Source organism: Synechococcus sp. CCAP 1479/9 (assembly GCF_019038535.1).
Classification (GTDB): domain Bacteria; phylum Cyanobacteriota; class Cyanobacteriia; order PCC-6307; family Cyanobiaceae; genus Cyanobium.
The window spans coordinates 354,349-380,767 of the sequence record NZ_JAFKRK010000016.1; the positions used below are offsets into that span (position 1 = coordinate 354,349).

Genomic DNA, 26,419 nt, shown 5'->3' on the forward strand with positions numbered 1-26,419 from the left:
CCCAGCCGCCGCCAGCGGATGGTCCGTCGCCGCTGCGCCTGAACCGATGAGCCAGCCCACCACGTCCGGATGGACCTGCGTCTGCGACGAAGAGCACGCGTGCACCATCTGGCAGCGGGGCTGCCACGAGAACGGCAACTACCTGCGGGTGTACGTGCCGGATGCCGCCGCCGGAGCGGAGCAGCCCCTGCGGGCGGTGCTCTACCTGCACGGCTTTGCCCTGTGCATGCCCTCCTTCTACGAGAGCCACCTGTTGGCGCTGGCGGCCGAGGGATACATCGTGTTCTTCCCGGATTTCCAGTGCAGTGACTACCCCTCTCCTGCCCCCGGGAAACCCGTGCCGACCTGGCAGGAGGTGCCCAAGGCGGGCCCCTGGACGAGCAAGGCGTTGCGCGTCGCCGTCCGGCCCCAGGGTGCGGCCGCTGGTCCGGAGGCGCTGGGGGACCTGCGCCGGGTGGTGCTGTCGCTGCTCCTGATCGAGCTGATCCTGGTGGTGATCGGCTGGTTCCGGCGCACCTACGCCAAGAACCTGAGCCACCTGCTCTGGACCGTGGCCACGAGCCTGACTTCGTCGCCAAAGGACTGGCTGGCCCAGGCCCTGGCCCTGGTGGAGGCGGGCTGGGACGATCTGGCCAGGGAGCCGGCCTACGCCCACTGGCGGCAGGCCCAGCCCATGGTCTACGGCTTCGGCCACTCCCTGGGCGGGCTGCTGAGCCTGAGCCTGCCCTGGGCGCTCCGCGATGAGCCGGCCGCCCGCTTCCGGCCGCGGGTGATCGTGGTGGCCGATCCGGCCGCCGCGTCGGAAATGGGCATCCCCCGCTTCGTCATCGCCATGCTCAGGCTGTTCGGCACCCCCTTCACCGCCAATCCCCTGCGGATCCAGGAGACCGGCCCCCAGCTCTGCCAGCCGGTGGCGATCCTGCACGGTGCCGCCGACGTCCTGGTGCCGCCGGACCAGTGGGTGGGCCCGATCGATGGAAGCGGGACCAACTTCTCCGCCATTGCCAGCCAGGCCAAGGCGATCTACTTCTCCTGCTCCAACCAGCCGCTGATCGCTTTCCACAACCAGGCCGTCACCTGCACCCGCTTCTACGACGACGCCCTGTTCGAGTTCTTCGGCGGGGTGAAGCACGGGGCCAACGCCTACAACACCGCCTATCTCTGGCCCGGGGCCCTGGCCCTGTTCGGGGAGCAGGTGCAGCCACAGGAGCTGCTGGGGGCCCTGCCGGAGCGGCCCTTCGTCATCACGACGGGGGAGCCCCCACCGACTGACGCGGTCTGATGCCGTACTGGAAACGCACCTCCTCCAGGGGCCGGGGGAAGTCGTCCCAGGGATCCCAGTCGCTGATCAGGTCCCGGGTGACACCGAGGCCGTGCTCCAGGCCGCGGAAGATCACCTCCGGATCCGCCTGGCCGGTTTCCGCCCCCGTCACCGGAGTGGAGCCGATGCCCAGCTGGAACTGGGCCAGGCCGAACAGGATCGTGAAGAAGGGGTCGTTGCTGCCGAAGCCGGCCTGGAAGCCGAGCACGCCGCACTCCTCGCTGGGGCTGGTGCCGTAGCCGCCGAGCACGTGGCAGCAGTCATGGCGCACCACCGGGGGCGGGGGCCCACCCAGCTCGCCTGGGACGCTGAAGCCATTGGCATCGATGAAGGCCAGGTAGGCCCGGCCGAGGCTGCCGTGGGGCAGTTGCGCCAGGGCCCGGTAGCGGCGGGCGAGGGCGGGATCCTCCTGCTTCAGGATCGAGCGGGCGATCTGCAGGGCTCCGGCGGGGCCCTCATCGCGCACGTAGGCCGCGGCGGCCCCCCGCTGGAACCCGCGCCGCATGATGTCGAGGCGCACCAGGTTGAACTGGTGGTCGAGCACGTGGCGGAAGGCCTGCACCGGGGCGTCATCGATCGCCAGCGCCCGGGCCGTGGCCTCAAGCCGGGCCAGGCGGGCCGCGCCGGGGTCGTCCTCGAGCAGGGCCAGCACGGTCATGCCGCGCAGGATCCGCTCGCGCCACTCGGGCTCCGGCACCGCCGCCGCCAGCTGCTCCGGAGTCAGGGGCTCCAGCTCCTCGAGCGGAATGGGCAGCCGGATCAGGTGGTCGCGGATGGCGGTGATCGTGCGCAGGGCCATGGGGCTGGGTGGCCCGCCCTCGGCGGCGATCGCCAGCAGGCTGCCCAGGCCGGCCCGGCCGATGGCCTCGCGGCGTTCCGGGGGCGGTTGCGCGGAGAGCAGGGGGTTCATGGCGTTCAGGCGAGCTCGAAGCGGTCGAGGTCCATGACCTTGCCCCAGGCCGCCACGAAGGCGGCCACGAAGCGCTCACCGGCGTCGGCGGAGGCGTACACCTCGGCGATGGCCCGCAGCTGGGCGTTGGAGCCGAAGATCAGGTCGACGCGGGTGGCGGTCCACTTCAGATCACCCGTGTGCCGGTCGCGGCCCTCGAAGCTGTCCTCCGCCTCGGAGGTCGCCGTCCAGGTGGTGCCCATGTCCAGCAGGTTCACGAAGAAGTCGTTGCTGAGGGTCTCGGGGCGGTGGGTGAAGACCCCGTGGCGTGACTTGCCGTGGTTGGCATCGAGCACCCGCAGGCCCCCCACCAGCGCCGTCATCTCCGGGGCGGTGAGGGTGAGCAGCTGGGCCTTGTCGATGAGCAGCTCCTCGGCGGAGGCCGGCAGGCCCGGCCGCAGGTAGTTGCGGAAGCCGTCGGCCTTCGGTTCGAGCACGGCGAAGGAGGCCACGTCCGTCTGCTCCTGGGTGGCATCCATGCGCCCGGGGGTGAAGGGCACCGTCACCGCGTGGCCACCCCGGCGGGCCGCCTCCTCCACCGCGGCGCAGCCGCCCAGCACGATCAGATCGGCCAGGGAGATGCGCTTGCCGTCGTGGCGGGAGCCGTTGAACTCCTGGCGGATCGTCTCGAAGGCCTCCAGGGCCCGGGCCAGCTTGGCGGGCTGGTTCACCTCCCAGTCTTTCTGGGGGGCCAGCGCCAGCCGGCCGCCGTTGGCGCCGCCGCGCTTGTCGGAGCCGCGGAAGCTGGCGGCCGCGGCCCAGGCGGTGGCCACCAGCTGGGAGATGGGCAGCCCCGCCTCCAGGACCCGCCCCTTGAGGGCAGCGATGTCGTCAGCATCCACCAGGGGATGGTCGACTGGGGGGATCGGGTCCTGCCAGAGCATCACCTCGTCCGGCGCCAGGCTGCCCAGGTAGCGGGAGCGGGGACCCATGTCCCGGTGGACGAGCTTGAACCAGGCGCGGCGGAAGGCCTCCCCCAGCTGGTCGGGGTTGGCATGGAACCGGCGGGAGATCTCCAGGTAGGCCGGATCGACCCGCAGGGACAGATCAGTGGTGGCCATCATCGGCGCGTGGCGCTTCGACGGGTCGTGGGCATCGGGCACGGTGTCGGCCGCCGCCGGGTCGGTGGGCCGCCACTGCCAGGCCCCGGCCGGACTCTTCTCAAGTTCCCACTCGTAGCCGAACAGGTTGTCGAAGTAGCCGCCGTCCCACTGCACGGGGTTGGCGGTCCAGGCGCCCTCCAGGCCGCTGGTGATCGTGTCGTCCCCCTTGCCGCTGCCGAAGCGGTTGCGCCAGCCCAGCCCCTGCTCCTCCAGGCTGGCCGCCTCGGGTTCCGGCCCCACCAGGTCCGGGTCGCCGGCGCCGTGGCACTTGCCGAAGGTGTGGCCCCCGGCGATCAGGGCGACGGTCTCCTCGTCGTCCATCGCCATGCGGGCGAAGGTCTCCCGGATGTCCCGGGCGGCGGCGAGGGGATCGGGCTCGCCGTTGGGCCCCTCGGGGTTCACGTAGATCAGCCCCATCTGCACGGCAGCGAGCGGGTCCTCCAGCTCCCGGTCACCGCTGTAGCGCTTGTCCCCCAGCCATTCGGTCTCCGGGCCCCAGTCGATGTCGATCTCCGGCTCCCAGACGTCCTCGCGGCCGCCGGCGAAGCCCAGGGTGGGCAGGCCCATCGATTCGATGGCGCAGTTGCCCGCGAAGATGATCAGGTCGGCCCAGGACAGGGCGCTGCCGTACCTCTGCTTGATGGGCCAGAGCAGGCGCCGCGCCTTGTCGAGGTTGCCGTTGTCGGGCCAGCTGTTGAGGGGGGCGAAGCGCTGGGTGCCGGAGCCGGCGCCGCCGCGGCCGTCGTGGATGCGGTAGGTGCCGGCGCTGTGCCAGGCCATGCGTACGAAGAACGGTCCGTAGTGCCCGTAGTCCGCCGGCCACCAGTCCTGGGAGGTGGTCATCAGCGTGAACAGGTCCTGGCGCAGGGCCTCCAGGTCGATGGTGCGGAACGCCGCGGCGTAGTCGAAGCCCCCGCCCATCGGATCCGACAGGGGCCCGTGCTGATGCAGCACCGCCAGGTTCAGCTGCCGCGGCCACCAGTCCCGGTTGGAGCGGGCCCCGGCCGTGCTGCCCCGGAGGGTGCCGTGCAGGAAGGGGCATTTCCCGCCGGTGTCGGCACCGGTCGGCGGGGGCACTCCGTCCATCGGCGGCTGCAGCGTTTGCGTTGAATGTAGGCGTGGAATTCCGTGGGGTCCGCAGCGGCGGGGGCTCCCGGGAGATCGGGCCACAATGAGCTCAGCCCGTGCCGCCCGGTGCCCCCATGACGACCTCCGCCCGTGCCGCCGCCGGACCGACGACCGGGTTTCTGGAGGAATCCCCCGGCAACCGATCCGCCATGCGGTTGATGTGTCTGCTGGCCCTGCTGGCGTCGATCGCCTTCGGGTCGATCACGATGATGCGCAGCGCCCCGATGGTCAGCCGGGACGCAGCCGGGCAGGACACCCTCACCTATCCACCCCGGGACGACACCGGGATGATCATCACCTTCGCCTTCCTGCTCGCCGCCTTCGCCCCCAAGGTGGTGCAGAAGTTCGCCGAGCAGCGGCTTGGGACCCTGGGGACCGCCGGCCTGCGGGAGCTGGTGCTCGGCGTCGTCCGGTCCGACCTGGCCGCCGCCACCGACCCGGCCGCCGCCGGCGCCCCGGCCACCACCGCAGCGGAGGATCCACGCCTGGGCCAGCTGCGGGAGGAGCTGGGGCGCCTGCGGGCCGAGCTCGAGCGCAGCCGCACCCCCATCCAGGTGAGCCCGGCCACCCCCGTCGCCCCGCCGGCGCCGGCCCTGACCCCCCTGGAGCGGATCCGCCTGGGGGGCAGCCTCTGATGCCCTACATCACCGCCCGCCAGGACGCGGGGCTCAGCCCTAGCCCCGCCGCCGCCGATGCCGACTCCTATGTGGCGTCCGGTTCCCGCATCGCCGTCACCTGGGTGCGTCCCGCCCCCGGCACGGACCTGGCGATCGCGCGGCTGGCGGGGCCCTACACCTGCCCCGGCGGCACCGCGCCGCTGCCGGATGGCGAGCAGCGCTACCTCAATCCCGCCCGCTTCATCATTCCCGATGAGGCCTGGCTGCCTGAATCCGGCGGGGGGGTGCTGCCCCCGGAGGTGGCCCAGCTCAACCACCACTACGAGGGCTGCCGGCTCCAGGCCTACCCCGATCCCCGCACCGGCGGTGCACCGATCACGATCGGCTGGGGCAGCACCTTCTACCAGGACGGCTCCCCGATCCGGCTGGGGGATGTGATCACCCAGGAGCAGGCCGACGCGCTCTACGAGCACAACTGCCGCGAGCGCTTCTGGAAGGTGCTCGAGGCCACGATCCCCCTCTGGGCGGAGATGGGGGATCGCCAGCGGGCCGCCCTCTGCAGCTTCGCCTACAACAACGGCGCCCATTTCCACGGGGATGGCTACCACGACACCCTCGACCGCCACCTGCGGGAGCGCCGCTGGTCGGCCGTTCCCGCGGCTCTGATGCTCTACCGCAATCCCGGCGAGACCGTGGAGGTGGGGCTGGGCCGCCGCCGCCGGGCCGAGGGGCTGGTGTGGGGCGGCATGGAGCCCGCCGTGGCCTGCGCCCAGGCGGAGCGGGAGATCCGCACCCCGGCCGACTGCGAAGCCTGGGAGCAGCGGCTGAAGCAGGAGGCCGCCGGCCCTGCCCCGGTGGCGAAGACCCTTGCGGCCCCGCCACCCGCCACCGCCCCCGATCGCCCCGCCCCGGATCGCCCTGCCGACCTTCCCGGGCTGGTGGGTCCCCGGAAGACCCCCCGGGACTTCGGCTTCAGCGGATCCGACAGCCATGTGGTGGTCAACGACGCCAGCGAGACGGCCCGCGCCTACGACGTGGAGGGCCGGCTGCTCTGGGAAATCCCGGCGCTGGCCCGCGGTCAGGGCCGGGAGGACCAGTACCGGGACACCTCCACCGACACCCCGCCGGGGATCTACCGCATCGCCAAGAAGGTCTACCGGGACTACGAGCAGGATCCCAGCCCCACGTACTCCGATGATCGCCGCAGCTATGGCTGGTACAGCTTCGATCTGGAGGATCTGGAGATGCAGGAGCGGCGTTTCGGCCGGGCCGGGATCATGGTGCACGGCGGCGGCAGCGCCTGCGGCTGGCCCGGGGCCTGGGCGCCCCGCCAGCCCCTGCACGCCACCCTGGGCTGCGTGCGCCTGCACAACGAGGATCTGCGCGACAAGCTGCTGCCGCTGGTGGAGCAGGGAACCGTCTACGTGTCGGTGTACCAGGAGGCCTGAACCGGGCACCCCCCCTACCCTGACGGCAACGCCACGGCTCCGGCATGCCCACCTCCTTCGCCCTGATGCTCCTGGCGCTTCTCGATGCCACGCCGCGGCTCGCCGAGGCCCAGCAGCAGGGTGGGGAACTCAGCCCCCGGGAGGAGTTCATGGTGATGGTGGGGGTGGGCTCCGGCTACATGAGCGCCCTCTGCAACCTGGAAAAGGACGGCTTCATCTCCACCGCCACCCGCGCCAAGCTGGCCAAGCAACAGCTCGCCGTGATCGGCGGCGACGCCTCCACGAAGGACGATCTGGAGGGGGTGCTCGCCGGCATGAAGGGCGTCGAGGAGGAAAAGGAGCTGTGCCCCAGCCAGGTGCTGCCGCCCCGCCGGAAATGAGCCGCCAAGGGGGACCCTGATGGAGCCGCGCCAGGGCCTGGCCGTGGTGCTGCCGGGCCTCGCACGGTTGCTGGCCTACCAGCGCAGCTGGCTGCGGCCGGATCTGCTGGCGGGTGTGACCGTGGCGGCCTACCTGGTGCCCCAGTGCATGGCCTACGCCGAGGTGGCCGGCCTGGCGCCGGTGGCGGGGCTGTGGGCGATCCTGCCGCCCCTGCTGCTCTATGCCCTGCTGGGTTCGTCCCCCCAGCTGTCGGTGGGGCCGGAGTCCACCACCGCCGTGATGACGGCCGCCGCGGTCGGGCCGCTGGTGGCGGGGGATCCGCTCGTCTACGCCGGCTTCTGCAGCCTGCTGGCCCTGCTGGTGGGGCTGGTGTGCTGCGCCGGCGCCTGGGCCCGGCTCGGTTTCCTGGCCGATCTGCTCTCGAAGCCGATCCTGGTGGGCTACCTGGGGGGCGTGGCCCTGATCATGATCGGCGGCCAGCTGGGGCGGATCAGTGGCCTGCGTCTCCAGGCCGCCTCGCTCCCGGGCCAGCTGGTGGAGCTGCTGGGCCGGCTGGGGGACATCCATCGGCCCACCCTGCTGCTGGCCCTGGGGGTGCTGGTGTTCCTGCTGCTGGTGCAGCGGCGCTTCCCCCGGGCCCCGGGCCCCCTGCTGGCGGTGCTGCTGGCGATGGTGGTGGTGGCGGCGGGCCACCTGGAGCAGCGGGGGGTGGCGGTGATCGGCGCCATCCCGGCCGGTCTGCCCCGGCCGGCCCTGCCGCCGCCGGTGTCCCCCGACCAGCTCCGGACCCTGCTCACGGCAGCGGTGGGCATCGCCCTGGTGGGCTACTCCGACAACGTGCTCACGGCCCGTGCCTTCGCCGCCCGGGGCGGCTACCGCATCGATCCCAACCAGGAACTGCTGGCCCTGGGCACCATCAACCTGGGCAATGGGCTGATGCAGGGCTTCCCGGTGAGCAGCAGCGGCAGCCGCACCGCCATCGGCGATTCCCTCGGCAGCCGTTCCCAGCTGTTCTCCATGGTGGCCCTGGCGATGGTGCTGGCGGTGCTGCTGTGGCTGCGGCCGGTGCTGGCCCTGTTCCCCACGGCGGCCCTGGGGGCGATCGTCATCTATGCCGCCCTGCGCCTGATTGACATCCCCGAGTTCCTGCGGCTGCAGCGCTTCCGCCCCAGTGAATTCCGCCTCGCCCTGATCACGCTGCTGGGGGTGCTGCTGACCGACCTGCTCACCGGCGTGGCCCTGGCGGTGGGGCTGTCGGTGATCGATCTGTTCGCCCGCCTGGTGCGCCCCCACGACGCCGTCATGGGGATCGTGCCCCGGCTGGCGGGCCTGCACGACGTGCGCGACTGGGAGGGGGCGCGCACGATCCCGGGCCTGGTGCTGTTCCGCTTTGACGCCCCACTCTGTTTCGCCAACGCCGAGCACTTCCGCCAGCGGGTGCTGGCGACGATCGCCGCCGAGTCCCAGCCGGTGGCCTGGTTCGTGCTCAACGCCGAGGCGATCGTGGAGATCGACATCACCGCGGCCGACGTGCTTGAGGAGCTGCAGCAGGAGCTGACCGCCCGGGGCATCACCTTCGGCATGGTGCGGGTCAAGCAGGAGCTCTACAGCCAGCTGGAGCGCGCCGGGCTGGTGGAGCGCATCGGGCCGCGCCTGTTCTTCCCCACCCTCCCCACGGCGATCGCGGCCTTCCAGGCCCGGACGACCGGGGCGCCGTTGCCCAGCCCATGACCACCGCCCCCGAGCGCCACCAGCTGCTCCTGGCGGGGGGCGGCCACAGCCACGTGCTGGTGCTGCGGCGCTGGCTGATGCGCCCCCACACCCGGCCGCCGTGCACCCGCATCACCCTGGTGAGTCGCCACGGCACCGCCCTCTATTCGGGCCTGCTGCCCGCCGTGGTGGCGGGGCTCGAGCCCCTGGAGGCCGCCGCCATCGACCTGCGCCGCCTCTGCACCCTGGCGGGTGTGACGTTCGTGCAGGCGGAGATCACCGGGCTGGACCCGGCGGCCCGGGAGCTGCGCCTGGCGGGCCGTCCGCCCCTGCGCTTCGACCGGCTCAGCCTCGATCTGGGTGCCGTGACCGCCATCTCGGGATGGTCAGCGGGGGGGGCGATGGCGGTCAAGCCGCTGGAGCCCTTCCTGGCCTGGGCGGAGCGGCGCCGTGCCGGCGAGCCCCTGGTGATCCGGGGGGGCGGGGCCGCCGCTGTGGAGCTGGCCCTGGCCTTCCGGGCCCGGGGGATGGCCTGCGAGCTGCTGCTGCGGGGCGATGCTCTGCACCTGGGCTCGGAGGCGGCGAACCGGGCCGGTGAACGGCTGCTGGCCCAGGCCGCCATCCCCATCCGTCGACGGGCGCCGGCGGAGGCCCCGGCCGATCTGGCCTGCACCGGCAGCCGCGCCCCCGCCTGGCTGGCGGCCGCCGGCCTGCCGGTGGACCCCGGCAGCGGCCGGGTGCTGACCGAATCCAGCCTGGCGGTGATCGGCCATCCGGCCCTGTTCGCCAGCGGCGACTGCGGCCTGATCGCCGCCGATCCCCGGCCCCCCTCGGGGGTGTGGGCGGTGCGTTCGGCGCCGGTGCTGGCGGAGAACCTGCGCCGCAGCCTGGCCGATCCCGCCGGGCCGCTGCAGCCCTGGAGGCCCCAGGCGCGGGCCCTGCAGCTGCTGGGCGATGGCGGCTGGCACCCCGCTGGCCCCCGGGGCCTGGCGTTCTACGGGCCCGTGGCCCTGGGGCCATCGCATTGGATCTGGCGCTGGAAGCAGCGCATCGACCGGGCCTTCATGGCCCGCTTCGCCGCGCTCCAGCCCATGGCCGCGGCTGCCATGGCCTGCCGCGGCTGCGCCGCCAAGCTGGGAGCCGCCCCCCTGGCGGCCGCCCTGGCCCGGCTCGACCCAGGCGGACCGCGCCGGCCGGTGGAGGACGCGGCCGTTGTGGGCAGCGGTGCCGACGGCGAGCTGTTGCTGCAGAGCGTCGATGGCTTCCCCGCCCTGGTGGATGACCCCTGGCTGAACGGGCGGCTCACCACCCTGCATGCCTGCAGCGACCTCTGGGCCAGCGGGGCTGCCGTGGACAGCGTGCAGGCCCTGGTGACGGTGCCCGAGGCGGCCGCCGCCATCCAGGAGGAGCTGCTGCTGCAGACCCTGGCCGGGGTGTGTTCGGTACTGGAGCCCCTCGGCGCCGCCCTGGTCGGCGGCCACACCCTGGAGGGCCGCGACGGGGCGGGGCTGGCCCTGGCCCTGACCGTGAACGGCCGGGTGGCGCCGGCGACCCACTGGGGCAAGGGGCCGCTGCGGCCCGGCGATGTTCTGGTGCTGAGCCGGCCCCTGGGCAGCGGCGTGCTGTTCGCCGCCGCCATGGCCGGCGCCGCCGCACCCTCCTGGCTGGAGGCGCTGCTGGAGGGGATGCAGCACAGCCAGGCGCCCCTGGTGCCGCTGTTGGCCGCCCACGGTTGCCGCGCCTGCACCGACATCACCGGCTTCGGCCTGCTGGGCCACCTCGGCGAGATGCTGGACGCCTCCGGCGCGGGGGTGGCGGTGGAGCTGGAAGCCGCCGCCATTACCTCCTGGCCCGGCGCCCTGGAGCTGCTGGAGCGGGGCCTCGCCAGCACCCTGGCCCCCGCCAACGCCGACGCCCTGGCCCTGCTGGAGGGGCCCGTGCGGCTGGTGGGGGCGGGGAGCGGTGGGCTGGCGGGGTTGCTGATCGACCCCCAGACCTGCGGACCGCTGCTGGCGGCGCTGCCGGCGGCTGAGGCGCCGGCGGCCCTGGCGGCCCTGCATCAGGCCGGCTTCCCCGAGGCTCGCCTGATCGGGCGGGTGGTCAGCCGGCGGGCGGCTGCCGCAACGTCACCAGCCCCCGGCTGATGAGCTCCCCGGCCGCCTCCGGCGCCCCCAGACCACCCAGATCCACCGCCGAGCAGGCATGGCCGTCCAGGTCGTGGTCGTAGCAGCGGTCGTAGTAGTCGAGCATCTGACGGCAGGCGGTGGCCCAGTCGCCCCGCTCGATCGCCTCCAGGGCCAGGGCGGTGCGCTGGGGCCCCAGCCGCTTGGCGATGCGCCGGGTGGCCTCCGCCAGGGCGAAGGGATCCTGGGCGCCGTAGATCTCGACCAGGTGGTCCACCCGTTCCTGCAGGGGCCGCTCCACCGCCAGCACCGGCGCGGCCTTCATCTGGCGCCACAGCCCGGCGGGAATGCGGCAGCGGCCCACCATGGCGCTCTCGGCCTCCAGCCAGATCTGTCCCGCCCCGGCCAGGGGGGCCAGGGCGGCGGCCAGTCGGTTCTCGTAGTGCTCGCTGCTGGGCTGCTCCGGCAGGCCGAGCCCGCCGAAGCTGCTGCCGCGGTGGTGGGCCAGCCCCTCCAGATCCACCACCGCCGCCCCCAGCGCCTGCAGGGCCAGCAGCAGCTCGGTCTTGCCGCTGCCGGTGCGCCCCCCCATCAGCTGCAGGGGCCAGGGCCGCTCGAACAGCTCCAGCACCCAGCGCCGGTAGCTCTTGTAGCCCCCCTCCAGCAGCAGCACCGGCAGCTCCAGCTGCTGGGCCAGCCAGGCGACGCTGCCCGAACGCATGCCGCCGCGCCAGCAGTGCAGCCGCAGGGGCGCCCCGGCCGAACGTTCGCTCCAGGCCACCAGTTCGGCGGCCAGGGCCTCCATGCGCGGCCCCACCAGGGCCAGACCCCGTTGCACGGCGGCCTGGCGGCCCTGCTGCTTGTAGAGGGTGCCCACCTCGGCCCGCTCCCCATCGCTGAACAAGGGCAGATTGGCGGCCCCGGGAATGTGGCCCTGGTGGAATTCGGCCGGCGTGCGCACATCGAGCAGCGCGCCACCCCCCGCCAGGAACGCATCGATGGGAAGGCAGGGCGCCATGGGGCTCGCGGCTGGGACGGGGGCGCCTGGCGAGGACGAAGGCCGCGGGCCGGCACCCACCTGATGGCCATAGTGGAGCAACGGTCTACCCCCTGCCCGAGCCCGATGCTTCTCCGGATCCGCGCCACCGCCAGCGCCGCCCTGATGGGGGTGTCGCTGGCGCTGCTGCCCCTGCTGGCGCCCCCCGCCGCCCCCCTCCCCGGCCTGCTGGCTCCGGCGGCGGCCCAGCAGAGCCAGAAGGTGCTGCGCATCGGCGCCATCCCCGACCAGAAGCCCGAGACACTCAACCGGCTCTACCCGCTGGTGGCCAATGAACTCAGCCGTCAGCTGGGGGTGAAGGTGGTCTACGTGCCGGTGGTCGACTACGCCGCCGCCGTCAGTGCCTTCCGCACCGGTGGCCTGGATCTGGTCTGGTTCGGCAGTCTCACGGGGGTGCAGGCACGCCTGCAGAAGCCCGGTGCCCTGGTGATCGCCCAGCGCGACATCGACGCGTCGTTCCAGAGCGTCTTCATCGCCAACACCAGCAGCGGCCTCAAGCCGATCAGCAACGTCAAGGGGCTGGCGGAGCTGAAGGGCAAGCGCTTCACCTTCGGCTCGGAGAGCTCCACCTCCGGCCGCCTGATGCCCCAGTTCTATCTGAGTCAGGCCGGGGTCAAGCTGAGCGACTTCGCCGGCGGTGCCCCCGGTTTCAGCAGCAGCCATGACGCCACGATCGCCTTGGTGCAGAGCGGCGCCTACCAGGCCGGCGCCGTCAGCGAAGAGGTCTGGCGCAGCAGCCTCAGCGAGGGCAAGGTCAACCGCGCCAAGGTGGTGCCGATCTGGAAAACCCCCGGCTACGCCAACTACCACTGGCTCGCCCAGCCCGATCTGGACAAGCGCTTCGGCAAGGGCTTCACCGCCAGGATGAGGTCGGCGATCCTCAGCTGGCGCGCCACCGATCCCAAGCAGAAGGAGGTGCTGGCGTTGTTCGGCGCCCAGCGGTTCACCCCGGCCAACGCGGCGGCCTACAGCAACATCGAGAAGGTGGGCCGCCAGATCGGCAAGATCCGCTGATTCCCCTCGGCCGCTGGCACCGCGGCGGGACCCGCTCCGCCGGGCTGGCCCTGGGCCTGGCCGCCCTGTTGGGGGCCCCCGGGCCCGCGGTCGCCAGCGCCTGTGTGCCCGCCGGCGCCTGGGTGGAGCCCACCGCCGCCGGTCCCCGGACCGTGGCGGCCGACGACCTGCTGGACCGCCTGGCCCGGCGTGCGGTGGTGCTGCTGGGGGAGCGCCATGACAGCGCCGCCCACCACCGCTGGCAGCTGGCCACACTCCAGGCGCTGCAGGAGCGCAGCCCCGGCCTCAGCATCGGTCTGGAGATGGTGCCGCGCCGACTGCAGCCGGTGCTCAATCGCTGGGTGGCCGGGGACCTGGAGGAGCGCGCCTTCCTCGACGCCCTCGACTGGCCAGCCATCTGGGGCTACGACGCCGATCTCTACCTGCCGATCCTGCGCTTCGCCCGTGACCGGCGGCTGCCGCTGCGGGCCCTGAACGTGGAGCGCCAGCTGGTGCGGCGGGTGCGGGCCGAGGGGTTCGCGGCGGTGCCCGTCAGCGAGCGGGAGGGGGTGGGACGCCCGGCGCCGGCCAGCGCGGCCTACCGGGTCCAGTTGCACCGGCTCTGGCGGCACCATCCCTTCGTGCCCAGCAGCGGCCAGGGGCTGCCCGGCCTTGAGGATCCCTCCTTCAACCGCTTCGTGGAGAGCCAGCTGCTATGGGACCGGGCCATGGCCGAGGCCATCGCCGAGCAGCGCCGTCGGCGCCCCGGGGCCCCGGTGGTGGCCCTGATCGGCAACGGCCACCTGGCCGGGGGCCACGGCGTGCCCCATCAGCTGCGGGCCCTGGGCCTGGCGGAGGCAGCCTGGTTGCTGCCCTGGGAGGACAGCCTCGACTGCGCGGCGCTGCAGCCGGCTCTGGCGACGGCGGTGTACGGGGTGGTGACGCCACCGCCGGCGGGCCTGCGGCTGGGGGTGTACCTGGAAACCCACGCCGGTCGGGTGGAGATCCACCAGGTGGCCCCCGGCTCGCTGGCGGAGCGCTCCGGTCTGCGGGTCGGCGATGGGATCACGGCGATCGACGGCCAGCCGGTGAGCAGCGCCCGCCAGGTGATCGAGCGGGTGGCCGCGCATCCGGCGGGCCGGCCCCTGGGCCTCACCTTGCGACGGGATGGCCGACTCCTGCCGCTGCAGCTGGCCCTGCCACTGGCGCCGGGCCCATGAGCGCCCGGACCGGCCCTACCAGGGCAGCACCTGGCCGTTGGCGTGCCAGAACGTGCCGCTCGTTTCCAGGCTGAGGGCGTCGATGCGGGCCAGCAGGCCGCGCACGGACTCCTCGGGGCTGATGCCATGGGCGCTGAAGCCGGTCATGCGGGTGCTCACCAGGCCGGGATGGAGCAGGGCCACGGCAATGCCGCGGGGGCGCAGGTCGATGGCCAGGGACTTGCCGGCCATGTTGAGCGCCACCTTCGACATCCGGTAGCCGTATGAGCCGCCGGAGCCGTTGTCGTCGATCGAGCCCATGCGGCTCGTCATCAGGATCACCTTGGCGCCCTCGCCCAGATGGCCCAGCAGGGCCCGCGTCAGCCGCAGGGGGGCGATGGCGTTCACCTCGAACTGGCGCCGCAGGCTCTCGGCATCAAGGGCCCCCAGGCTGGTGGATTCCAGGATCCCGGCGTTGAGGATCAGGGCATCGAGGCGCAGGCCATCGAGCCGTTCGACCAGGGCGTCGATGGCGGCCCCGTCGGTGAGGTCGACCCCCGCCTCGATGCGCACGCCAAGGGCCTCCAGTTCCGGCGACGGGGTGCGGCAGACCGCCACCACCGTGTCGCCCCTGGCCTGGAGCTGGCGGCAGTACTCCAGGCCGATGCCGCGGTTGGTGCCGGTGATCAGAACGGTGGCCATGGGGACGGGGTGGCGGTGCGACGGCTGGCTGGATCGTATGGGGCTCAGCCCTCCTCCCAGCGGAACCCCTGGTCATCCCAGGCCCTGGGGTCCTCGATCGGCTCCAGGTGAGTCAACACATCGCTGCGGGGGAGGGCGATGGCGATCTCCTCTTCCAGCCGCTCGCAGAGGTCATGGCCGGCCTGCACGGTCCAGCCGCCCGGCACCAGCACGTGGAGGGCGACGAAGCGGCGAGATCCGGCCACCCGGGTACGCAGGGCATGGAAGCGGATCTCCTCGGATTCGTGGGAGGCCAGCAGGGCCTCCAGCTTCTCCTGTTCGTCGATGGGCAGCGAGCGGTCGAGCAGGCCGGTGGCCGTCTCCCGCAGCAGATTCCAGCCGGTGAGGGTGATGTTGAGGGCTACGGCGATGGCGATCAGCGGATCGAGGATCGTCAGGCCGGTGAGCTTCACCAGGCCGATCCCCAGCAACACGCCGGCGGAGGTCCAGACGTCGGTGAACAGGTGGTGGGCGTCGGCCCGCAGGGTGATCGAGTGGAAGTGGCGGGAGGCCCGCAGCAGCACCCAGGCCACCACGCCGTTGAGCGCCGTGGCCACCAGGGAGAGGGCCATGCCCAGCCCCAGCTGCTCCAGGGGCTCAGGAGCCTGCAGCCGCCCCACGGCGGCGTGGATGATCGCCACGGACGCCAGCACGATCAGCACGCTCTCCAGGCCGCTGGAGAAGTACTCCGCCTTGAAGTGGCCGTAGTGATGGGTGCGGTCGGCCGGCTTGGCCGCCAGGCTGAGGGCCCAGAAGGCCCCCAGGGCCGCCACCAGGTTCACCCCGGATTCCATCGCATCCGAGAGCAGGCCCACCGAGCCGGTGTACCGCCAGGCGGCTGTCTTGAGCACGATGGTGGCCACGGCCGCCGCCACCGATAGAAGGATGTAGGAGCGGGGGGACGCGAAGACCATGGGATCGGACCGGTCGCCAGGGGAAGGATGCCGCCCGGCCATGCTCGCCCAGCCTGGCCACGGCGCCGCGTTGGGTCGCGGTTTGGCCCGTTCAGGGGCGGCGTTCGGCCACCAGCAGCAGGCCCCCCATGATCGAGAGGTTCTTGAGCAGCTGGATCCGCTCCTGGGGGTCGGCCACATCGTTGTGGAACAGCAGGGTGGTGGGCACCAGGAACAGCAGCAGCAGGATCGCCCCGAGCCGGGAGCGGACGCCGCTGATCACCAGCACCGACCCCACGACCATCAGGACCACGGCCGCCGCCAGCAGCACCGGCGCCAGGGGGATGCCCCGGCTGGCGATCCTTTCAGCCACGGCGCCGAATCCGGTCAGCTTGCCGATCACCGCGTGGAGGAACACCAGGCACAGCAGCACCCGCGCGATGCCATCGAGGAGGGAGGGCCTGGATCCGCTGGAGGACGTCATCGGTGGCCGCGGGCGCAGGACGGGGGCGATGGGGTGATTCTGCTGGGGCTCCCCCGGTCTTGACGAGCCAGGGGCCCCGGCGGCCGGACGAGCCAGGGGCCCCGGCCTGACGGCTGGCAATCTGGAGCGGACCTACGTGCGTCCCGCCCTCCATGGCCGCCGGCCCCGCCACCGCCGTGCTCGCGCTGCGGGGTGTCCGTGTGGCCGGCCGCGGTCGGCCCCGGCTGGAGGACGTCGACCTGGACCTGGCCCCCGGTGAGCGGGTGGCGCTGCTGGGGGCCAGCGGTGCCGGCAAGAGCACCCTGCTGGCGGTGGCCAACGGCCTGCTGGCGCCGGCGGCGGGCACGGTGCTCTGGGAGGGCCAGCCCCCCGCCCGCTCCCGCCGCGGCCGGCGGCGCCAGCAGGCCCGCATCGGCACCCTCTGGCAGGACCTGCGCCTGATCGAGGAGCTGACCGTCCAGCAGAACCTCAACGCCGCCCGCCTGGCCCGCTGGGGCTGGCCCCGGGCCCTGCTCAACCTGCTGCTGCCGCTGGACACCGAGGCCTGCGCGGCGGCCCTGCGGGCGATGGATCTGGATCCTGCCCTGCTGGAGCAACCGGTGACCGCCCTCTCCGGCGGCCAGCGCCAGCGGGTGGCGATGGCCCGGCTGCTGCGCCAGGAGCCCACCCTGCTGCTGGCTGATGAGCCCCTGGCCAGCCTCGATCCGCGCCTGGCCGGCGAGCTGCTGGCCCTGCTGCTGGCTCAGGCCGTGGCCCCCCGGGCCCTGCTGCTGAGCCTGCACCGCCCCGACCTGCTCGACGGTTTCGATCGGGCCGTGGGCCTCAAGGACGGCCGGGTGCTGTTCGACGGGCCGGTGGGGCAGGTCAGCGAGGGCCTGCTGGCGGATCTCTACGGGGGCACCCCGCCCGGCGTAAGCCCTTGAAACCGGCGCCGCCGCTGCTGATGCTGCTGCCGGCCCTGGTGCTGGTGCCCCTGGCCGTCCTGCTGCCGCCGCTGGTGCACGGGGGTGGCTGGGAGCTGATCGGCACCTTCGCGCTGGCGGCGGTGACGCCCTCGCTGGATCCGGTGGTGCTCGCCTCGCTGCTGAAGGGGCTGGGGGTGACGGTCGGCATGGCCCTGCTGGGCTGGGCGGGCAGCCTGGTGCTCGGCCTGCTGCTGGGGGCGTGCAGCTCCCGCACCGTGTGGCGCACCCTGACGGGCAGCACCATGCCGGCGGAGCTGATCCGCCGCCTGCTGGCCCTGCCCCGGGCGATCCATGAGCTGATCTGGGGGCTGCTGCTGCTCCAGCTGGTGGGGCTCCAGCCCGCGGTGGCGGTGCTGGCGATCGCCCTGCCCTTCGGCGCCCTGGTGGCCCGGGTGCTGTCCGACCTGCTCGATGCCCTGCCCACCACCGGCCTGGAGGCCCTGCGGGCGGCGGGCGCCCCGGCCCCGGCGGCCCTGCTCACCGCTCTGGGGCCGGCCCTGCTGCCCGGGGTGCTCAGCTACGGCGGCTACCGGCTGGAGTGCGCCCTGCGCAGCGCCACCCTGCTGGGGGTGTTCGGCCTCGGGGGCCTGGGCACCGACCTCAAGCTGACGCTGCAGTCGCTGGAGTTCCATGAACTGTGGAGCGGCCTGTGGCTGCTGCTGGCGGTGATGCTCGCCCTGGAGACGGGCATCAGCCTGCTGCGGCGTCGCTGGCTGGTGCCCGGCCGGTTCGTGCTGGCCCGGCGGAGGGTGGGCGAACGCAGCCGCGAGATGCTGCTGGCCCTGGCGGCCCTGCTGCCCCTCTGCCTCCTGGTGGGTCGCGGCCTGGGGGTGGATCCGGCGGCCCTGCTCAACTGGCAGCCCCTGCCCGGCCTGGGCGCTGGCGACTGGGCCGCCACCGCGGCCCTCCCCTGGCCGCGGCTGGTGGGCGGCACCCTGCTGCTCACCGCCCTGGCGGCCAGCCTGGCGGTGGGGCTGGCGCCGCTGCTGCTGCTCGTCGCGGCGCCGGTGGGCTGGGCCCGGCAGGGGCTGCGGCTGCTGTGGGCCCTGGGGCGGCTTTGGCCGCCGCCGCTGACGGCCCTGCTGCTGCTGTTCGTGCTGCAGCCGGGGGTGATCACCGCCGCCCTGGCCCTGGGGTTCCACAACCTGGGGGTGCTGGGACGGCTGCTGCTGGAGAGCGCCGACGCCACCGACCCGGCGGCCGAGGAGGCCCTGGCCTGCGCCGGCAGCGGGCCGCGGCTGGCCCTGCTCTACGGCCGCTTCAGCGCCCTGGCCCGCCCCTACCTGGCCTACGGCGCCTACCGGGCCGATGTGATCCTGCGGGAATCGGTGGTGGTGGGGCTGGTGGGGGCGACCGGGCTGGGCAGCCAGCTGCTGGAAAGCCTCAGCTCCTTCGCCTGGGACCAGCTGCTGGCGCTGGTGGCGGTCTACGCCCTGCTCACGCTGGCCGGCGAGGACCTCAGCGACCGGGCCCGGCACCGCTGGTTGCGGGCGGCCTGAGGGGCCGCCCGCGGCGTCGGCTCAGGTGCTGCTCAGCAGGACGCGGCCCCCATCCGGCACCGGCAGCGCCCAGGCCACCTGGTCCAGCCCCTTGTCGGCCAGGGTGGCGCCCTTGAGATCGGCGAAGAAGGTGCCACGCTGCTCCGCACTCACCTGCAGGGGGATGTTCGTGAGGGAGCCGGACAACGAAGAGAGGGAGAGTTCGACGTACCCCCTGACCTCGTAATCCAGGGACTCGACCTTGTCGGGCGTTGGCTGCACCAGGAGCTGGGCGGTGGCCGAGGCGGGCAGACTCAGGGGTGAAAAGCGGAACTTGTTGGCCGTCGACGTCGGCTCGAGGCTGCCGGCGATGTTGGTGCCGGACGTGTCAAGGAAGGAAATGCTGCCTTCCAGCCCGGAACTGGAATTGGTGCGGGCCGTGAAGACCACCGACAGCAGCAGATCCGTGAGGCTGGTGTTCGAGATCGTCAGAAAGTAGCCGATGATCACATTGCGGCTGAGGCTGGCGATCGGGTCCGGGATGCCGGTGGGGAGCTGGGGTTTGGCAAGCAGTTCGAAGGTGGAAATGATGGCCATGGGGTTGCTCGGTGATGGAAATCAATCGCAGGCAGGGGAGATCCTCAGCACCCGACAAAGTCAATCCTGGCAATGACGATGGATCCTGGCGAAGGCCATGGACCTGGCTGCGAGGGCCTGCCTGTGGAAGCACTATGCATCAACTTTCCAGGCAAAATCTGCTGCGGCTACATGCTTTGTATCGATCGCACTTCCGTGTGTTCGAGATGACATGGGTCTGTCGCTTCGATGCGAAATGCATGGAACTGGGGACGCTTGTCGTCCTGTCGCAAGGGCCTAGATATCTCCCATCGCGCGCCACCGATGTCCCTTCACTTTCAGCCGCTCCATTTCTGCTGGGCTGCCCTCCATCCCCGGCCCAGAGGTGTGGTCGTCTTCCTGGGCGGTGCCTTCTTCGGCACCTTTCCCACCGTCTTTTATCGAAGGTTCCTGTCCCTTCTCCATGCCCAGCGCTATTCCGTGGTGGCGTTGCCGTTCCGCTTTTCGTTCCGCCACTGGTCCATCGCCCTCAGCCTGGTCGCCTATCAGGACGAACTGCGCCGGGAGCTCGCCGAGCTGGCCATCCGGCTCGGCCATTCGCCTGAGCCCTACATCGACTGGCGGCCCTTCACCTGGATCGGCCACAGCCTCGGCTGCAAGTACCTGACCCTGCTGGAGCTGCTCAGCGATCTGGAGCTCGACGGCCTGCAGCGATCCCTCGCCGATTGTGTCGGCGCCGACCAGGCCCGCAGGCTGATCGCGGCCCTGTCATCGGAGCCCCTCGATCACCAGTCGCTCCACAACCAGCCCACCCTGCTCCTCGATCCGGTCATGGCCGACCTGGCGGACGCCGTTCCCCTGCCATGGCTGCAGAAGCTGCTGGCGCACTGGGTCCGGGTGTTGCCGTCACGGTCGGAAAGCTTCTGCATCGTCGAGAACTCGCCCCTGTTCCATCTCACCTCCATCGCTGGCTTCGGCAGCCAGCTGGCGGCCGGCACGGTGGCGTCCTTCGTGCGCCTCCTGGGTCCGCGGCTTCGCCACCTGATCCAGCTCGAACCGCGCGACCACCTGGCGATCATGGGCTTCGGCCACACGGATCTGGAGGTGGTTGCCGCCGTCAGCGACTGGTTGAGCCAGGAGCCCGCGTGGCACTCCCCGGGAGGATGACCCAAGGTGAGCCGGCCCCGGTGCCGCTGCGATGCCCCCGACGCGACCCAGTCCCGACGCCCCTGGCCCACCCTTCCACTACCGGTTCCTGCATCGCGTCGCGCCGGCGGCCCGAACCGGTTTCCTGGAGCTGGAGGAACGGCTGCGGACCGCGGCCCGCGGCTACCCGGGCTTCGTCGAAGAGAGCCTGCCCAACCCCCTGGGCCAGGCCGACAGCGGCGAGCTGCTCTACGAATCGTCGCTGACCTTCGCCAGCCTGGCCGATTTCCTGGGCTGGATGGACAGCCCGGAGCGGCGGAACCTGCTCAACCCGGCCGAGCGCGGCGGCTACCGCTACGCGGGGAACGGCGACTGGGACGGCTATGCCCGCTGGCTGGGGGAAGCGGTGCGCCGCCGGGTGCCCGTCTGGAAGGTGAACCTGCTGGTGCTGCTGGTGCTCTATCCCACCGTGGAGGTGCTGCGGGTGCTGCTCCGGCCCTTGCCGCTGGATGGTCCCAGCGGCCTGCTGCTGGCCAATGTCTGCAGCGTGGCCCTCACCGGCTGGTGGCTGGTGCCCTGGGTGAGCCGGCGGTGCCGGCCGTGGCTGGAGGGCACCGGCAGCCGGCGTGGCCAGCGGCTCACGCTCACGGCGATCCTGGCGAGCCTGGGGCTGCTGCTGCTGCTGTTCCGGGCCCTGCCCGCCACCAGCACCTGAGCGCCCTTCCCCTCTGGGCCGCGGGGGTCTCAGTAACGAACCCGATCGGGCCTGGCCTGGTACTCCTTCCAGACCTCCACCGCCTCCTCCCTCAGGACCTGGGTGAGCCGGATCGAGCGCTGCTCCTTCGGCAGGGCCAGCTGCTCGTAGATCGGACGATCGTCGAAGTCGCCGTATTCGAGGGCGTCCTCCACGGTGGCGGCGTAATACACCTCCTCGATGCCGGCCCAGTAGCAGGTGGCCATGCACATCGGACAGGGCTCGGCGGAGGTGTAGAGGATGCAGCCGGGCAACTTGAAGCTCTGCAGGGTGATGCAGGCCAGCCGGATGGCCTCCATCTCGCCGTGCCAGGTGGGATCGTGGCTCGCCACGACACGGTTCATCCCCTGGGAGATGACCACGCCATCCCTGACGATCACCGCCCCGAAGGCCCCGCCGGTGCCGTAATCGATGGCGGCTTTTCGTGACAGCTGAATCGCCTGGCGGATGAAGGTCTCGTGGTCCGGCGTCGCTGCAGCCATGAACCTTCCTCCGCAGGCCCCACCGTAGCCGCGCCGGCCGTGGCAGCCTCCCTTTCGAGATCGCGCCTGGGGCCGCCGATGGCAAGGACTGCCGACCGGTGCGGGCCTGTGCGGGGGGCGGGCCTGGCCGCCGCCGCCCTGGTGGTGGGTGCCCTGACGGTGATCGCCCCCACCTGGGGCGCCCTGGCCTCCCCCGCCGCTCCGCCGTGGCTGCAGCGGCTGATCGGCCAGCTGAAGGCCCAGCCGCCGGGCAACCCGCCCCAGACCGTGTGGCGCTACCGCTACCGGGGCCAGGTGGTGTACTACCTGCCGCCCCAGTGCTGCGACCAGATGAGCACGCTCTTCGATGCCGAGGGCCGGGTGATCGGCGCCCCGGACGGGGGCCTCACCGGCCAGGGTGATGGCCGGGCCGGCGATTTCCATGGGCTGCGCCGGGAGGGTCTGCTGCTCTGGCGCGATCCGCGGTGATCGGGCCCAACCTGATCAGCCCCGCCCGACCAGCTCCAGGCCATCGGCCAGGGGAATCCCCTCCCGCTGGAAGCGGGCCACCAGACGCCCCTGCAGCTCGCGGGAGCAGGCCCACTGCTCGCCGGTCACCGTGGTCAGCAGGACGCTCACGGTGATGCCCAGCGGGCCGGTGGCACTGACGCCCCGCAGCAGGGGGGGCGCCAGCAGGCGGGGGCCCCAGGTGGGGTCGGTGTGGAAGGTGGCGAGCTCGTCGGCCACCACCGCCAGGGCCTGGCCGATGGCGGTGCAGCGGTGGGAAATGAGCAGTTTCACCTCCTCCCCGGAGCGCAGCTTGGTGTGGTTCACCACCCGGTCGAAGGCACTGTTCTGGACCACGGCCACCCGGTGGTCGAAGCAGTGGAGCTGGGTGCTGAGCACACCCACATCCACCACGTCCCCCTCGAGGCCATCGATCTCCACCCAGTCGCCGATGGCGTAGCGGTCTTCGATCAGCACGGCGAGGCCGGCGACGAAGTCCCGCAGCAGCCCCTGGAACACCAGGGCCAGGCCGCCCAGCAGGGCGCCGCCGGCCAGCAGCAGGGAGGAGGAGGCGGCCCGGATCCCGGGAATGTCGATCAGGATCCAGCCGGCCGCCACCAGGATGCAGACCAGATCGATCAGGCGATGGCTCACCCGCAGCAGGCTGCGGTGCCGCTGCTCCCGGCGGGCCTGCTCCTCCACCGGCACCCTGGAGCCATCGGCCCACTGGTGCAGCAGGAAGGTGGCCAGGGAGCGCGCCAGCAGGGCGGCCAGCCCCACCATCAGCACCTTGAGCAGGGAATGAACCGGCTGGAGCAGCAACTGCAGCCCCAGGGGCACCTTGCCCGGGACGGCCATCACCCCCAGGGCCAGCATGACCATCAGCTGCAGCAGCACCAGCAGCAGCAGCACCAGCCCGAAGACCTGGTGGAGCTGCAGGCGTTGCTCCAGGGCCCGATCAGGGGTGGGGCTGCGGCGGCTGATGAGCCCGGCGCAGCGCACCCGGTTCCAGCGCCACAGCCAGAGGGTGGCGGCGGTGAGCAGGGCCAGAGCCAGCTGCACCGTGAGGGTGAACTGCCAGCGGCGGCGCAGATCGGCCGGCTGCATCACTTTGCGGGCATGGCGCAGGCGGCGCTGCAGCCGCTGCTGCCAGCGTTCACCCAGGGCCATCGCGCTGACGCCGTTGAGGCTGGCATCGGCCCGGGTGATGGTGAGCAGGGGCAGGGGTTCGGAACGTTCCGGCACCCTGGCCTCCAGCACCACATCGCCCCCCGGCAGCTGCCGGCGCTCCACCACCAGCTTCTCGGGGGCGCTTCCGCTCACCCGCTGGAGCGGCGACGGCTCACAGGCCCCATCACTTCCCCCCAGCACCCGCACCAGGATCCACTCGGCGATCTGTTCGCTCTCGCTGCAGAGCTGCTCGGGGTCGTAGAGGAGCCGCAGGTTGCCTTCGATCACCTCGGCGCGGCGCCGGGCGTCGGGGGCATTGTCCTGATGGCCCACCACCGGGGAGGCCACGGTGAGGGCGGGAACGCCGAGGATCCGCACCTTGGCCAGCTCGAAACTGCCGGCGGCCACCACGCCACCGGGGTCGGCCGGGCCCGTCCCGGGCCCACGGGCCCCGCTGCCATCGGCGGTGGTGGCGGCACCCGCCCCGGCCGGTGGCAGCCACCAGAGGCCGACGCTGAGCAGCAGGGCGAGGGCCCCCAGCCACCAGGGGCGGGTCCGCCGCCGCAGGACGGAGGGCCGCATCAGGTTTCCGTGAGCCGCGGCAGCAGCTGCACCAGGTTGCAGGGGCGGGTGGTGGCATCGAGCTGGGCGCGGATCAGCCGGTCCCAGGCGGTGGACACCGCATCGAGGGAGCCGGGCAGCACGAACACCACCGTGCCGTTGGCCACCCCTGCCAGGGCCCGGCTCTGCAGGGTGCTGGTGCCGATCGTCTCGAAGGAGAGCACCCGGAACAGCTCGCCGAAGCCCTCGATGGTCTTGTCGAGCAGGGGCGCCACGGCCTCGGGGGTGCCGTCGCGGCCGGTGAGGCCGGTGCCGCCGGAGCTGATCACCACCTGGACGGCGGGGTCGGCGATCCAGCGGCTCAGCTCGGCGCGGATGCGGTAGCGGTCGTCGGGCACCAGGGTGCGCTCCACGACCCGGTGGCCGGCCGCCTGGACCCGCTGCTGCAGGGCGTCACCCGAGGGGTCGTCGGCGAGGCTGCGGGTGTCGGAGACCGTGAGCAGGGCGATGGAGAGGCTCACGGATCCTGGGGCTGGGCTGGCTCCGACGCTAGGGCGGAGAACGCCTCTGGCACACTGACTGTCGAGGAAAGCAGGCCAAGCGGAGAACCCGGGGATGACCTGGAAACGGCTGGGGCGGGGGCTGCTGTTCGGTCTGGCGGGCTTCCTGCTCAGCACCGGCATCAGCTATGTGCTGGTGCTGCAGCTCTACACCCGCCACGACCGCGAGCTGGCCGCGGCGATGGGCAGCTTCTTCTTCTTTGGCCCCATCGGCGGGGCCATCGCCCTGGTGATCGGGCTGCTGGTGTGACGCGGGGGCCGCGCTCAGGCCGCCACCGCCTCCACCACCGCGACCGGTGACGGGGTCGGGTGGATCCCCGCCAGGCGCAGGCCGGCGCGCTCCAGAAGCTGGGCGTACTCCGAGGGGGTGCGCTCCCGGCCGCCCTCGGTCATCACGAGCATGTTGAGATCGAGCAGCTTGCCCGGGGCCGGATCGTTGCCCGGGGGGATCACCTGCTCGAGGATCAGCAGCCGCCCGCCCGGGGCCAGGCCGGCGCGGATGTGGCCGAGGATCGTCAGGCAGGCGTCATCGCCCCAGTCGTGGAGGATGTGCTTGAGCAGGTAGGTGTCGCCGCCGGCCGGCGCGCTGGCGAAGAAGTCGCCACCGACGACGCTGAAGCGCCCCTCCAGCTCCGGCGGCACCGTCACCGGCGCCACCACCACCGGCTGGTCGAAGAGGGTGCCGCGCAGATGGCGGTGCTGGCGCAGCACCGCCTGCAGCAGTCCACCGCGGCCGCCGCCCACGTCGATCAGGTGGCGGTCGGTGCTGAAGTCCCAGGTCGCCAGCAGCCCCTCGGTCTCCACGCGGGAGAAGTCGGTCATGGCGCCGTCGAAGATGGCGCCGCGTTCGGGGTTGTGGCCGTACCAGTCGAAGACGGGTTCGCCGAAGTGGTGGCGGAAGGCGCTCTCGCCGCTGCGGACGCTGTGGAGCAGGTCGGTCCAGGCGTCGTAGTGCTCGCCGCCGAGCATGCGCACGAACTGGCGCAGGGAGCCGGGGTGGTCGCTGCGCAGCAGCTCCGCCAGGGGGGTGAGCACGAAGCGGCGCGGCTGGCTCTCGCTCTCGGCGAACACGCCCAGGCTGGCCAGACCCCGCAGCAGCCGGAACAGGGACTCGCCATCGGCACCGCAGCGGCCGGCGAGCTCCTCGGCCGTCAGGCCTTCGGGGCCGGCGGCCGCCAGATGGTCGGCAACGGCCAGCTCGGCGGCCACATGCAGCATCTGGGTGATCCAATTGCCGCAGGCGAGCTGCAGGAAAAGGCCGGTGAGGTCCGCGCTGGGGTCCATGGGAGTGGGGCGGGGATGGGCGTTGCCGGTCTACACCTGCCCTGCACCGGGGTCATCCCTGGGGGTTTGTTGACCGCGGGTGACCGGTGCGCCGACACAGACGCCACGGGAGCAGACCCCTTAGGTTCCGGGCGAGACCACCCGTCACCGCGCTCCCCAGCCATGACCCTGAGCTCCTCCGAGCTGCTTGACGCCCTGCGCTGGCGCTACGCCACCAAGCAGTTCGACCCCAGCCGCCGCATTCCCGCTGACACGTGGGAGGCGCTGGAGCAGGCGCTGGTGCTCACCCCTTCTTCCTACGGCCTGCAGCCCTGGAGGTTCCTGGTGATCGAGGATCTGGCCCTGCGCGCCGAACTGCGGCCCCATTCCTGGAACCAGTCCCAGATCACCGATGCCTCCCACCTGGTGGTGTTCCTGGCGCGGCGAACGATCGAGCTGGCCGATCTGACGCGACTGATCGAGGCCACGAGCGCCGCCCGCGGCGTGCCGGTGGAGCAGCTCGAGGGCTACCGGCAGCTGATGCAGAAGGATCTGGTCGACGGCCCCCGCAGCGCCGCCATCGCCAGCTGGGCCAGCAACCAGGTGTACATCGCCCTGGGCAACTTCATGACCGCCGCCGCCCTGCTGCAGGTGGACACCTGCCCGATCGAAGGTTTCTCGCCACCCGACTACGACCGCCTGCTGGGCCTGGAGGGGAGTCCCTACCGCAGTGCCGTGGTGTGCGTCGCCGGCTATCGCGATCCGGCCGACAAGTACGCCGACCTGGCCAAGGTCCGCTACCCGCTCGATGCGGTGATCGAACACCGCTGA

General features: G+C 72.3%; 26 protein-coding genes. 15 read left to right on the forward strand and 11 right to left on the reverse strand.

The features are described 5' to 3' along the window. Nucleotides 1-46 precede the first annotated feature (46 nt). Nucleotides 47-1,282 (forward strand): alpha/beta hydrolase family protein, encoded by a 1,236-nt coding sequence (locus KUG38_RS06020; RefSeq protein WP_216919840.1) that lies wholly within the window; start codon nucleotides 47-49, stop codon nucleotides 1,280-1,282. Here the strand turns inward: KUG38_RS06020 and KUG38_RS06025 are convergent. Continuing rightward, nucleotides 1,245-2,231: a ubiquinone biosynthesis protein COQ4 gene (locus tag KUG38_RS06025; protein WP_216919842.1), complete on the reverse strand. Its 987-nt coding sequence runs from the start codon at nucleotides 2,229-2,231 to the stop codon at nucleotides 1,245-1,247. The two genes, KUG38_RS06020 and KUG38_RS06025, sit on opposite strands and share 38 nt — an antisense overlap. A 5-nt stretch (nucleotides 2,232-2,236) precedes the next feature. Continuing rightward, entirely contained in the window at nucleotides 2,237-4,459 is a 2,223-nt protein-coding gene (gene katG / locus KUG38_RS06030; protein WP_216919843.1) for a catalase/peroxidase HPI, read from the reverse strand. Between the two features lie 116 nt (nucleotides 4,460-4,575). Between katG and KUG38_RS06035 the strand changes: the two genes are divergently transcribed. Genes KUG38_RS06035 through selD form a run of 5 tightly spaced genes read left to right on the forward strand, consistent with a single transcriptional unit; the run spans nucleotide 4,576 to nucleotide 10,801 of the window. Then, entirely contained in the window at nucleotides 4,576-5,136 is a 561-nt protein-coding gene (locus KUG38_RS06035; RefSeq protein WP_216919845.1) for a hypothetical protein, read from the forward strand. Beyond that, a complete protein-coding gene (locus KUG38_RS06040; RefSeq protein ID WP_216919846.1) occupies nucleotides 5,136-6,566 on the forward strand; it encodes a glycoside hydrolase family protein in 1,431 nt (476 codons plus the stop codon). Before KUG38_RS06035 ends, KUG38_RS06040 begins: the two co-directional genes overlap by 1 nt. A 44-nt stretch (nucleotides 6,567-6,610) precedes the next feature. Beyond that, nucleotides 6,611-6,946, forward strand: coding sequence for a hypothetical protein (locus KUG38_RS06045; protein WP_216919847.1), 336 nt, complete (start codon nucleotides 6,611-6,613; stop codon nucleotides 6,944-6,946). A 19-nt stretch (nucleotides 6,947-6,965) separates the two neighbouring features. Then, on the forward strand, nucleotides 6,966-8,678 hold the full coding sequence (sulP, locus tag KUG38_RS06050) for a sulfate permease (RefSeq protein WP_216919848.1): 1,713 nt from the start codon (nucleotides 6,966-6,968) through the stop codon (nucleotides 8,676-8,678). After that, complete coding sequence (selD, locus tag KUG38_RS06055) at nucleotides 8,675-10,801, forward strand: selenide, water dikinase SelD (protein ID WP_216919849.1); 2,127 nt, start codon at nucleotides 8,675-8,677, stop codon at nucleotides 10,799-10,801. The genes sulP and selD overlap by 4 nt, the downstream gene beginning before the upstream one ends. On the opposite strand, the gene mnmH is transcribed toward selD, so the two are convergent. Beyond that, nucleotides 10,758-11,798, reverse strand: a complete 1,041-nt coding sequence (mnmH, locus tag KUG38_RS06060) for a tRNA 2-selenouridine(34) synthase MnmH (RefSeq protein ID WP_216919850.1) — start codon at nucleotides 11,796-11,798, stop codon at nucleotides 10,758-10,760. The genes selD and mnmH overlap by 44 nt on opposite strands. 105 nt (nucleotides 11,799-11,903) lie before the next feature. Between mnmH and KUG38_RS06065 the strand changes: the two genes are divergently transcribed. Both KUG38_RS06065 and KUG38_RS06070 read left to right on the forward strand, forming a co-directional pair. Then, a complete protein-coding gene (locus tag KUG38_RS06065; RefSeq protein ID WP_216919851.1) occupies nucleotides 11,904-12,851 on the forward strand; it encodes a putative selenate ABC transporter substrate-binding protein in 948 nt (315 codons plus the stop codon). Nucleotides 12,852-12,919: 68 nt separating this feature from the next. Then, a complete protein-coding gene (locus tag KUG38_RS06070; RefSeq protein ID WP_216919853.1) occupies nucleotides 12,920-14,050 on the forward strand; it encodes a ChaN family lipoprotein in 1,131 nt (376 codons plus the stop codon). Nucleotides 14,051-14,065: 15 nt separating this feature from the next. Here KUG38_RS06070 and KUG38_RS06075 read toward each other — a convergent pair whose 3' ends face one another. The 3 genes from KUG38_RS06075 to KUG38_RS06085 all read right to left on the reverse strand — a co-directional run bounded on the left by KUG38_RS06075 (nucleotide 14,066) and on the right by KUG38_RS06085 (nucleotide 16,147). Further along, nucleotides 14,066-14,731, reverse strand: a complete 666-nt coding sequence (locus tag KUG38_RS06075) for an SDR family oxidoreductase (RefSeq protein ID WP_216919854.1) — start codon at nucleotides 14,729-14,731, stop codon at nucleotides 14,066-14,068. 44 nt (nucleotides 14,732-14,775) lie between these two features. After that, nucleotides 14,776-15,684 (reverse strand): cation diffusion facilitator family transporter, encoded by a 909-nt coding sequence (locus KUG38_RS06080; RefSeq protein WP_216919855.1) that lies wholly within the window; start codon nucleotides 15,682-15,684, stop codon nucleotides 14,776-14,778. A gap of 91 nt (nucleotides 15,685-15,775) precedes the next feature. Further along, nucleotides 15,776-16,147, reverse strand: coding sequence for a DoxX family protein (locus KUG38_RS06085; RefSeq protein ID WP_216919856.1), 372 nt, complete (start codon nucleotides 16,145-16,147; stop codon nucleotides 15,776-15,778). A 152-nt stretch (nucleotides 16,148-16,299) separates the two neighbouring features. Here KUG38_RS06085 and KUG38_RS06090 point away from each other — a divergent pair, with 152 nt between their 5' ends. Together KUG38_RS06090 and KUG38_RS06095 are read left to right on the forward strand one after the other, a co-directional pair. Beyond that, a complete protein-coding gene (locus KUG38_RS06090; RefSeq protein WP_216919857.1) occupies nucleotides 16,300-17,070 on the forward strand; it encodes an ATP-binding cassette domain-containing protein in 771 nt (256 codons plus the stop codon). After that, a complete protein-coding gene (locus KUG38_RS06095; protein ID WP_216919858.1) occupies nucleotides 17,067-18,611 on the forward strand; it encodes a PhnE/PtxC family ABC transporter permease in 1,545 nt (514 codons plus the stop codon). The genes KUG38_RS06090 and KUG38_RS06095 overlap by 4 nt, the downstream gene beginning before the upstream one ends. A gap of 21 nt (nucleotides 18,612-18,632) precedes the next feature. On the opposite strand, the gene KUG38_RS06100 is transcribed toward KUG38_RS06095, so the two are convergent. Then, nucleotides 18,633-19,187: a hypothetical protein gene (locus KUG38_RS06100; RefSeq protein ID WP_216919859.1), complete on the reverse strand. Its 555-nt coding sequence runs from the start codon at nucleotides 19,185-19,187 to the stop codon at nucleotides 18,633-18,635. 303 nt (nucleotides 19,188-19,490) lie between these two features. On the opposite strand from KUG38_RS06100, the gene KUG38_RS06105 reads away from it, so the two are divergent. Continuing rightward, nucleotides 19,491-20,333 (forward strand): DUF1350 family protein, encoded by an 843-nt coding sequence (locus tag KUG38_RS06105; RefSeq protein WP_286195659.1) that lies wholly within the window; start codon nucleotides 19,491-19,493, stop codon nucleotides 20,331-20,333. Nucleotides 20,334-20,364: 31 nt separating this feature from the next. Then, entirely contained in the window at nucleotides 20,365-21,027 is a 663-nt protein-coding gene (locus KUG38_RS06110) for a putative antibiotic biosynthesis monooxygenase (RefSeq protein ID WP_216919862.1), read from the forward strand. 29 nt (nucleotides 21,028-21,056) lie between these two features. On the opposite strand, the gene KUG38_RS06115 is transcribed toward KUG38_RS06110, so the two are convergent. Then, nucleotides 21,057-21,548, reverse strand: coding sequence for a nucleoside deaminase (locus KUG38_RS06115; protein ID WP_216919864.1), 492 nt, complete (start codon nucleotides 21,546-21,548; stop codon nucleotides 21,057-21,059). A 78-nt stretch (nucleotides 21,549-21,626) separates the two neighbouring features. Between KUG38_RS06115 and KUG38_RS06120 the strand changes: the two genes are divergently transcribed. After that, entirely contained in the window at nucleotides 21,627-22,016 is a 390-nt protein-coding gene (locus KUG38_RS06120; RefSeq protein ID WP_216919866.1) for a DUF6970 domain-containing protein, read from the forward strand. Nucleotides 22,017-22,031: 15 nt separating this feature from the next. Here the strand turns inward: KUG38_RS06120 and KUG38_RS06125 are convergent, their stop codons facing one another. Both KUG38_RS06125 and moaB read right to left on the reverse strand, forming a co-directional pair. Next, nucleotides 22,032-23,786 carry a mechanosensitive ion channel family protein gene (locus KUG38_RS06125; RefSeq protein WP_216919868.1) on the reverse strand — a complete coding sequence of 585 codons (1,755 nt, stop codon included), beginning with the start codon at nucleotides 23,784-23,786 and terminating at the stop codon, nucleotides 22,032-22,034. Beyond that, on the reverse strand, nucleotides 23,786-24,286 hold the full coding sequence (moaB, locus tag KUG38_RS06130; RefSeq protein WP_216919870.1) for a molybdenum cofactor biosynthesis protein B: 501 nt from the start codon (nucleotides 24,284-24,286) through the stop codon (nucleotides 23,786-23,788). Before moaB ends, KUG38_RS06125 begins: the two co-directional genes overlap by 1 nt. 94 nt (nucleotides 24,287-24,380) lie before the next feature. Between moaB and KUG38_RS06135 the strand changes: the two genes are divergently transcribed. Then, entirely contained in the window at nucleotides 24,381-24,575 is a 195-nt protein-coding gene (locus KUG38_RS06135) for a hypothetical protein (protein ID WP_216912548.1), read from the forward strand. A 14-nt stretch (nucleotides 24,576-24,589) separates the two neighbouring features. Here KUG38_RS06135 and KUG38_RS06140 read toward each other — a convergent pair whose 3' ends face one another. Continuing rightward, entirely contained in the window at nucleotides 24,590-25,609 is a 1,020-nt protein-coding gene (locus KUG38_RS06140; protein ID WP_216919872.1) for a methyltransferase, read from the reverse strand. Between the two features lie 162 nt (nucleotides 25,610-25,771). Between KUG38_RS06140 and KUG38_RS06145 the strand changes: the two genes are divergently transcribed. Further along, nucleotides 25,772-26,419: an NAD(P)H-dependent oxidoreductase gene (locus KUG38_RS06145; RefSeq protein ID WP_216919875.1), complete on the forward strand. Its 648-nt coding sequence runs from the start codon at nucleotides 25,772-25,774 to the stop codon at nucleotides 26,417-26,419.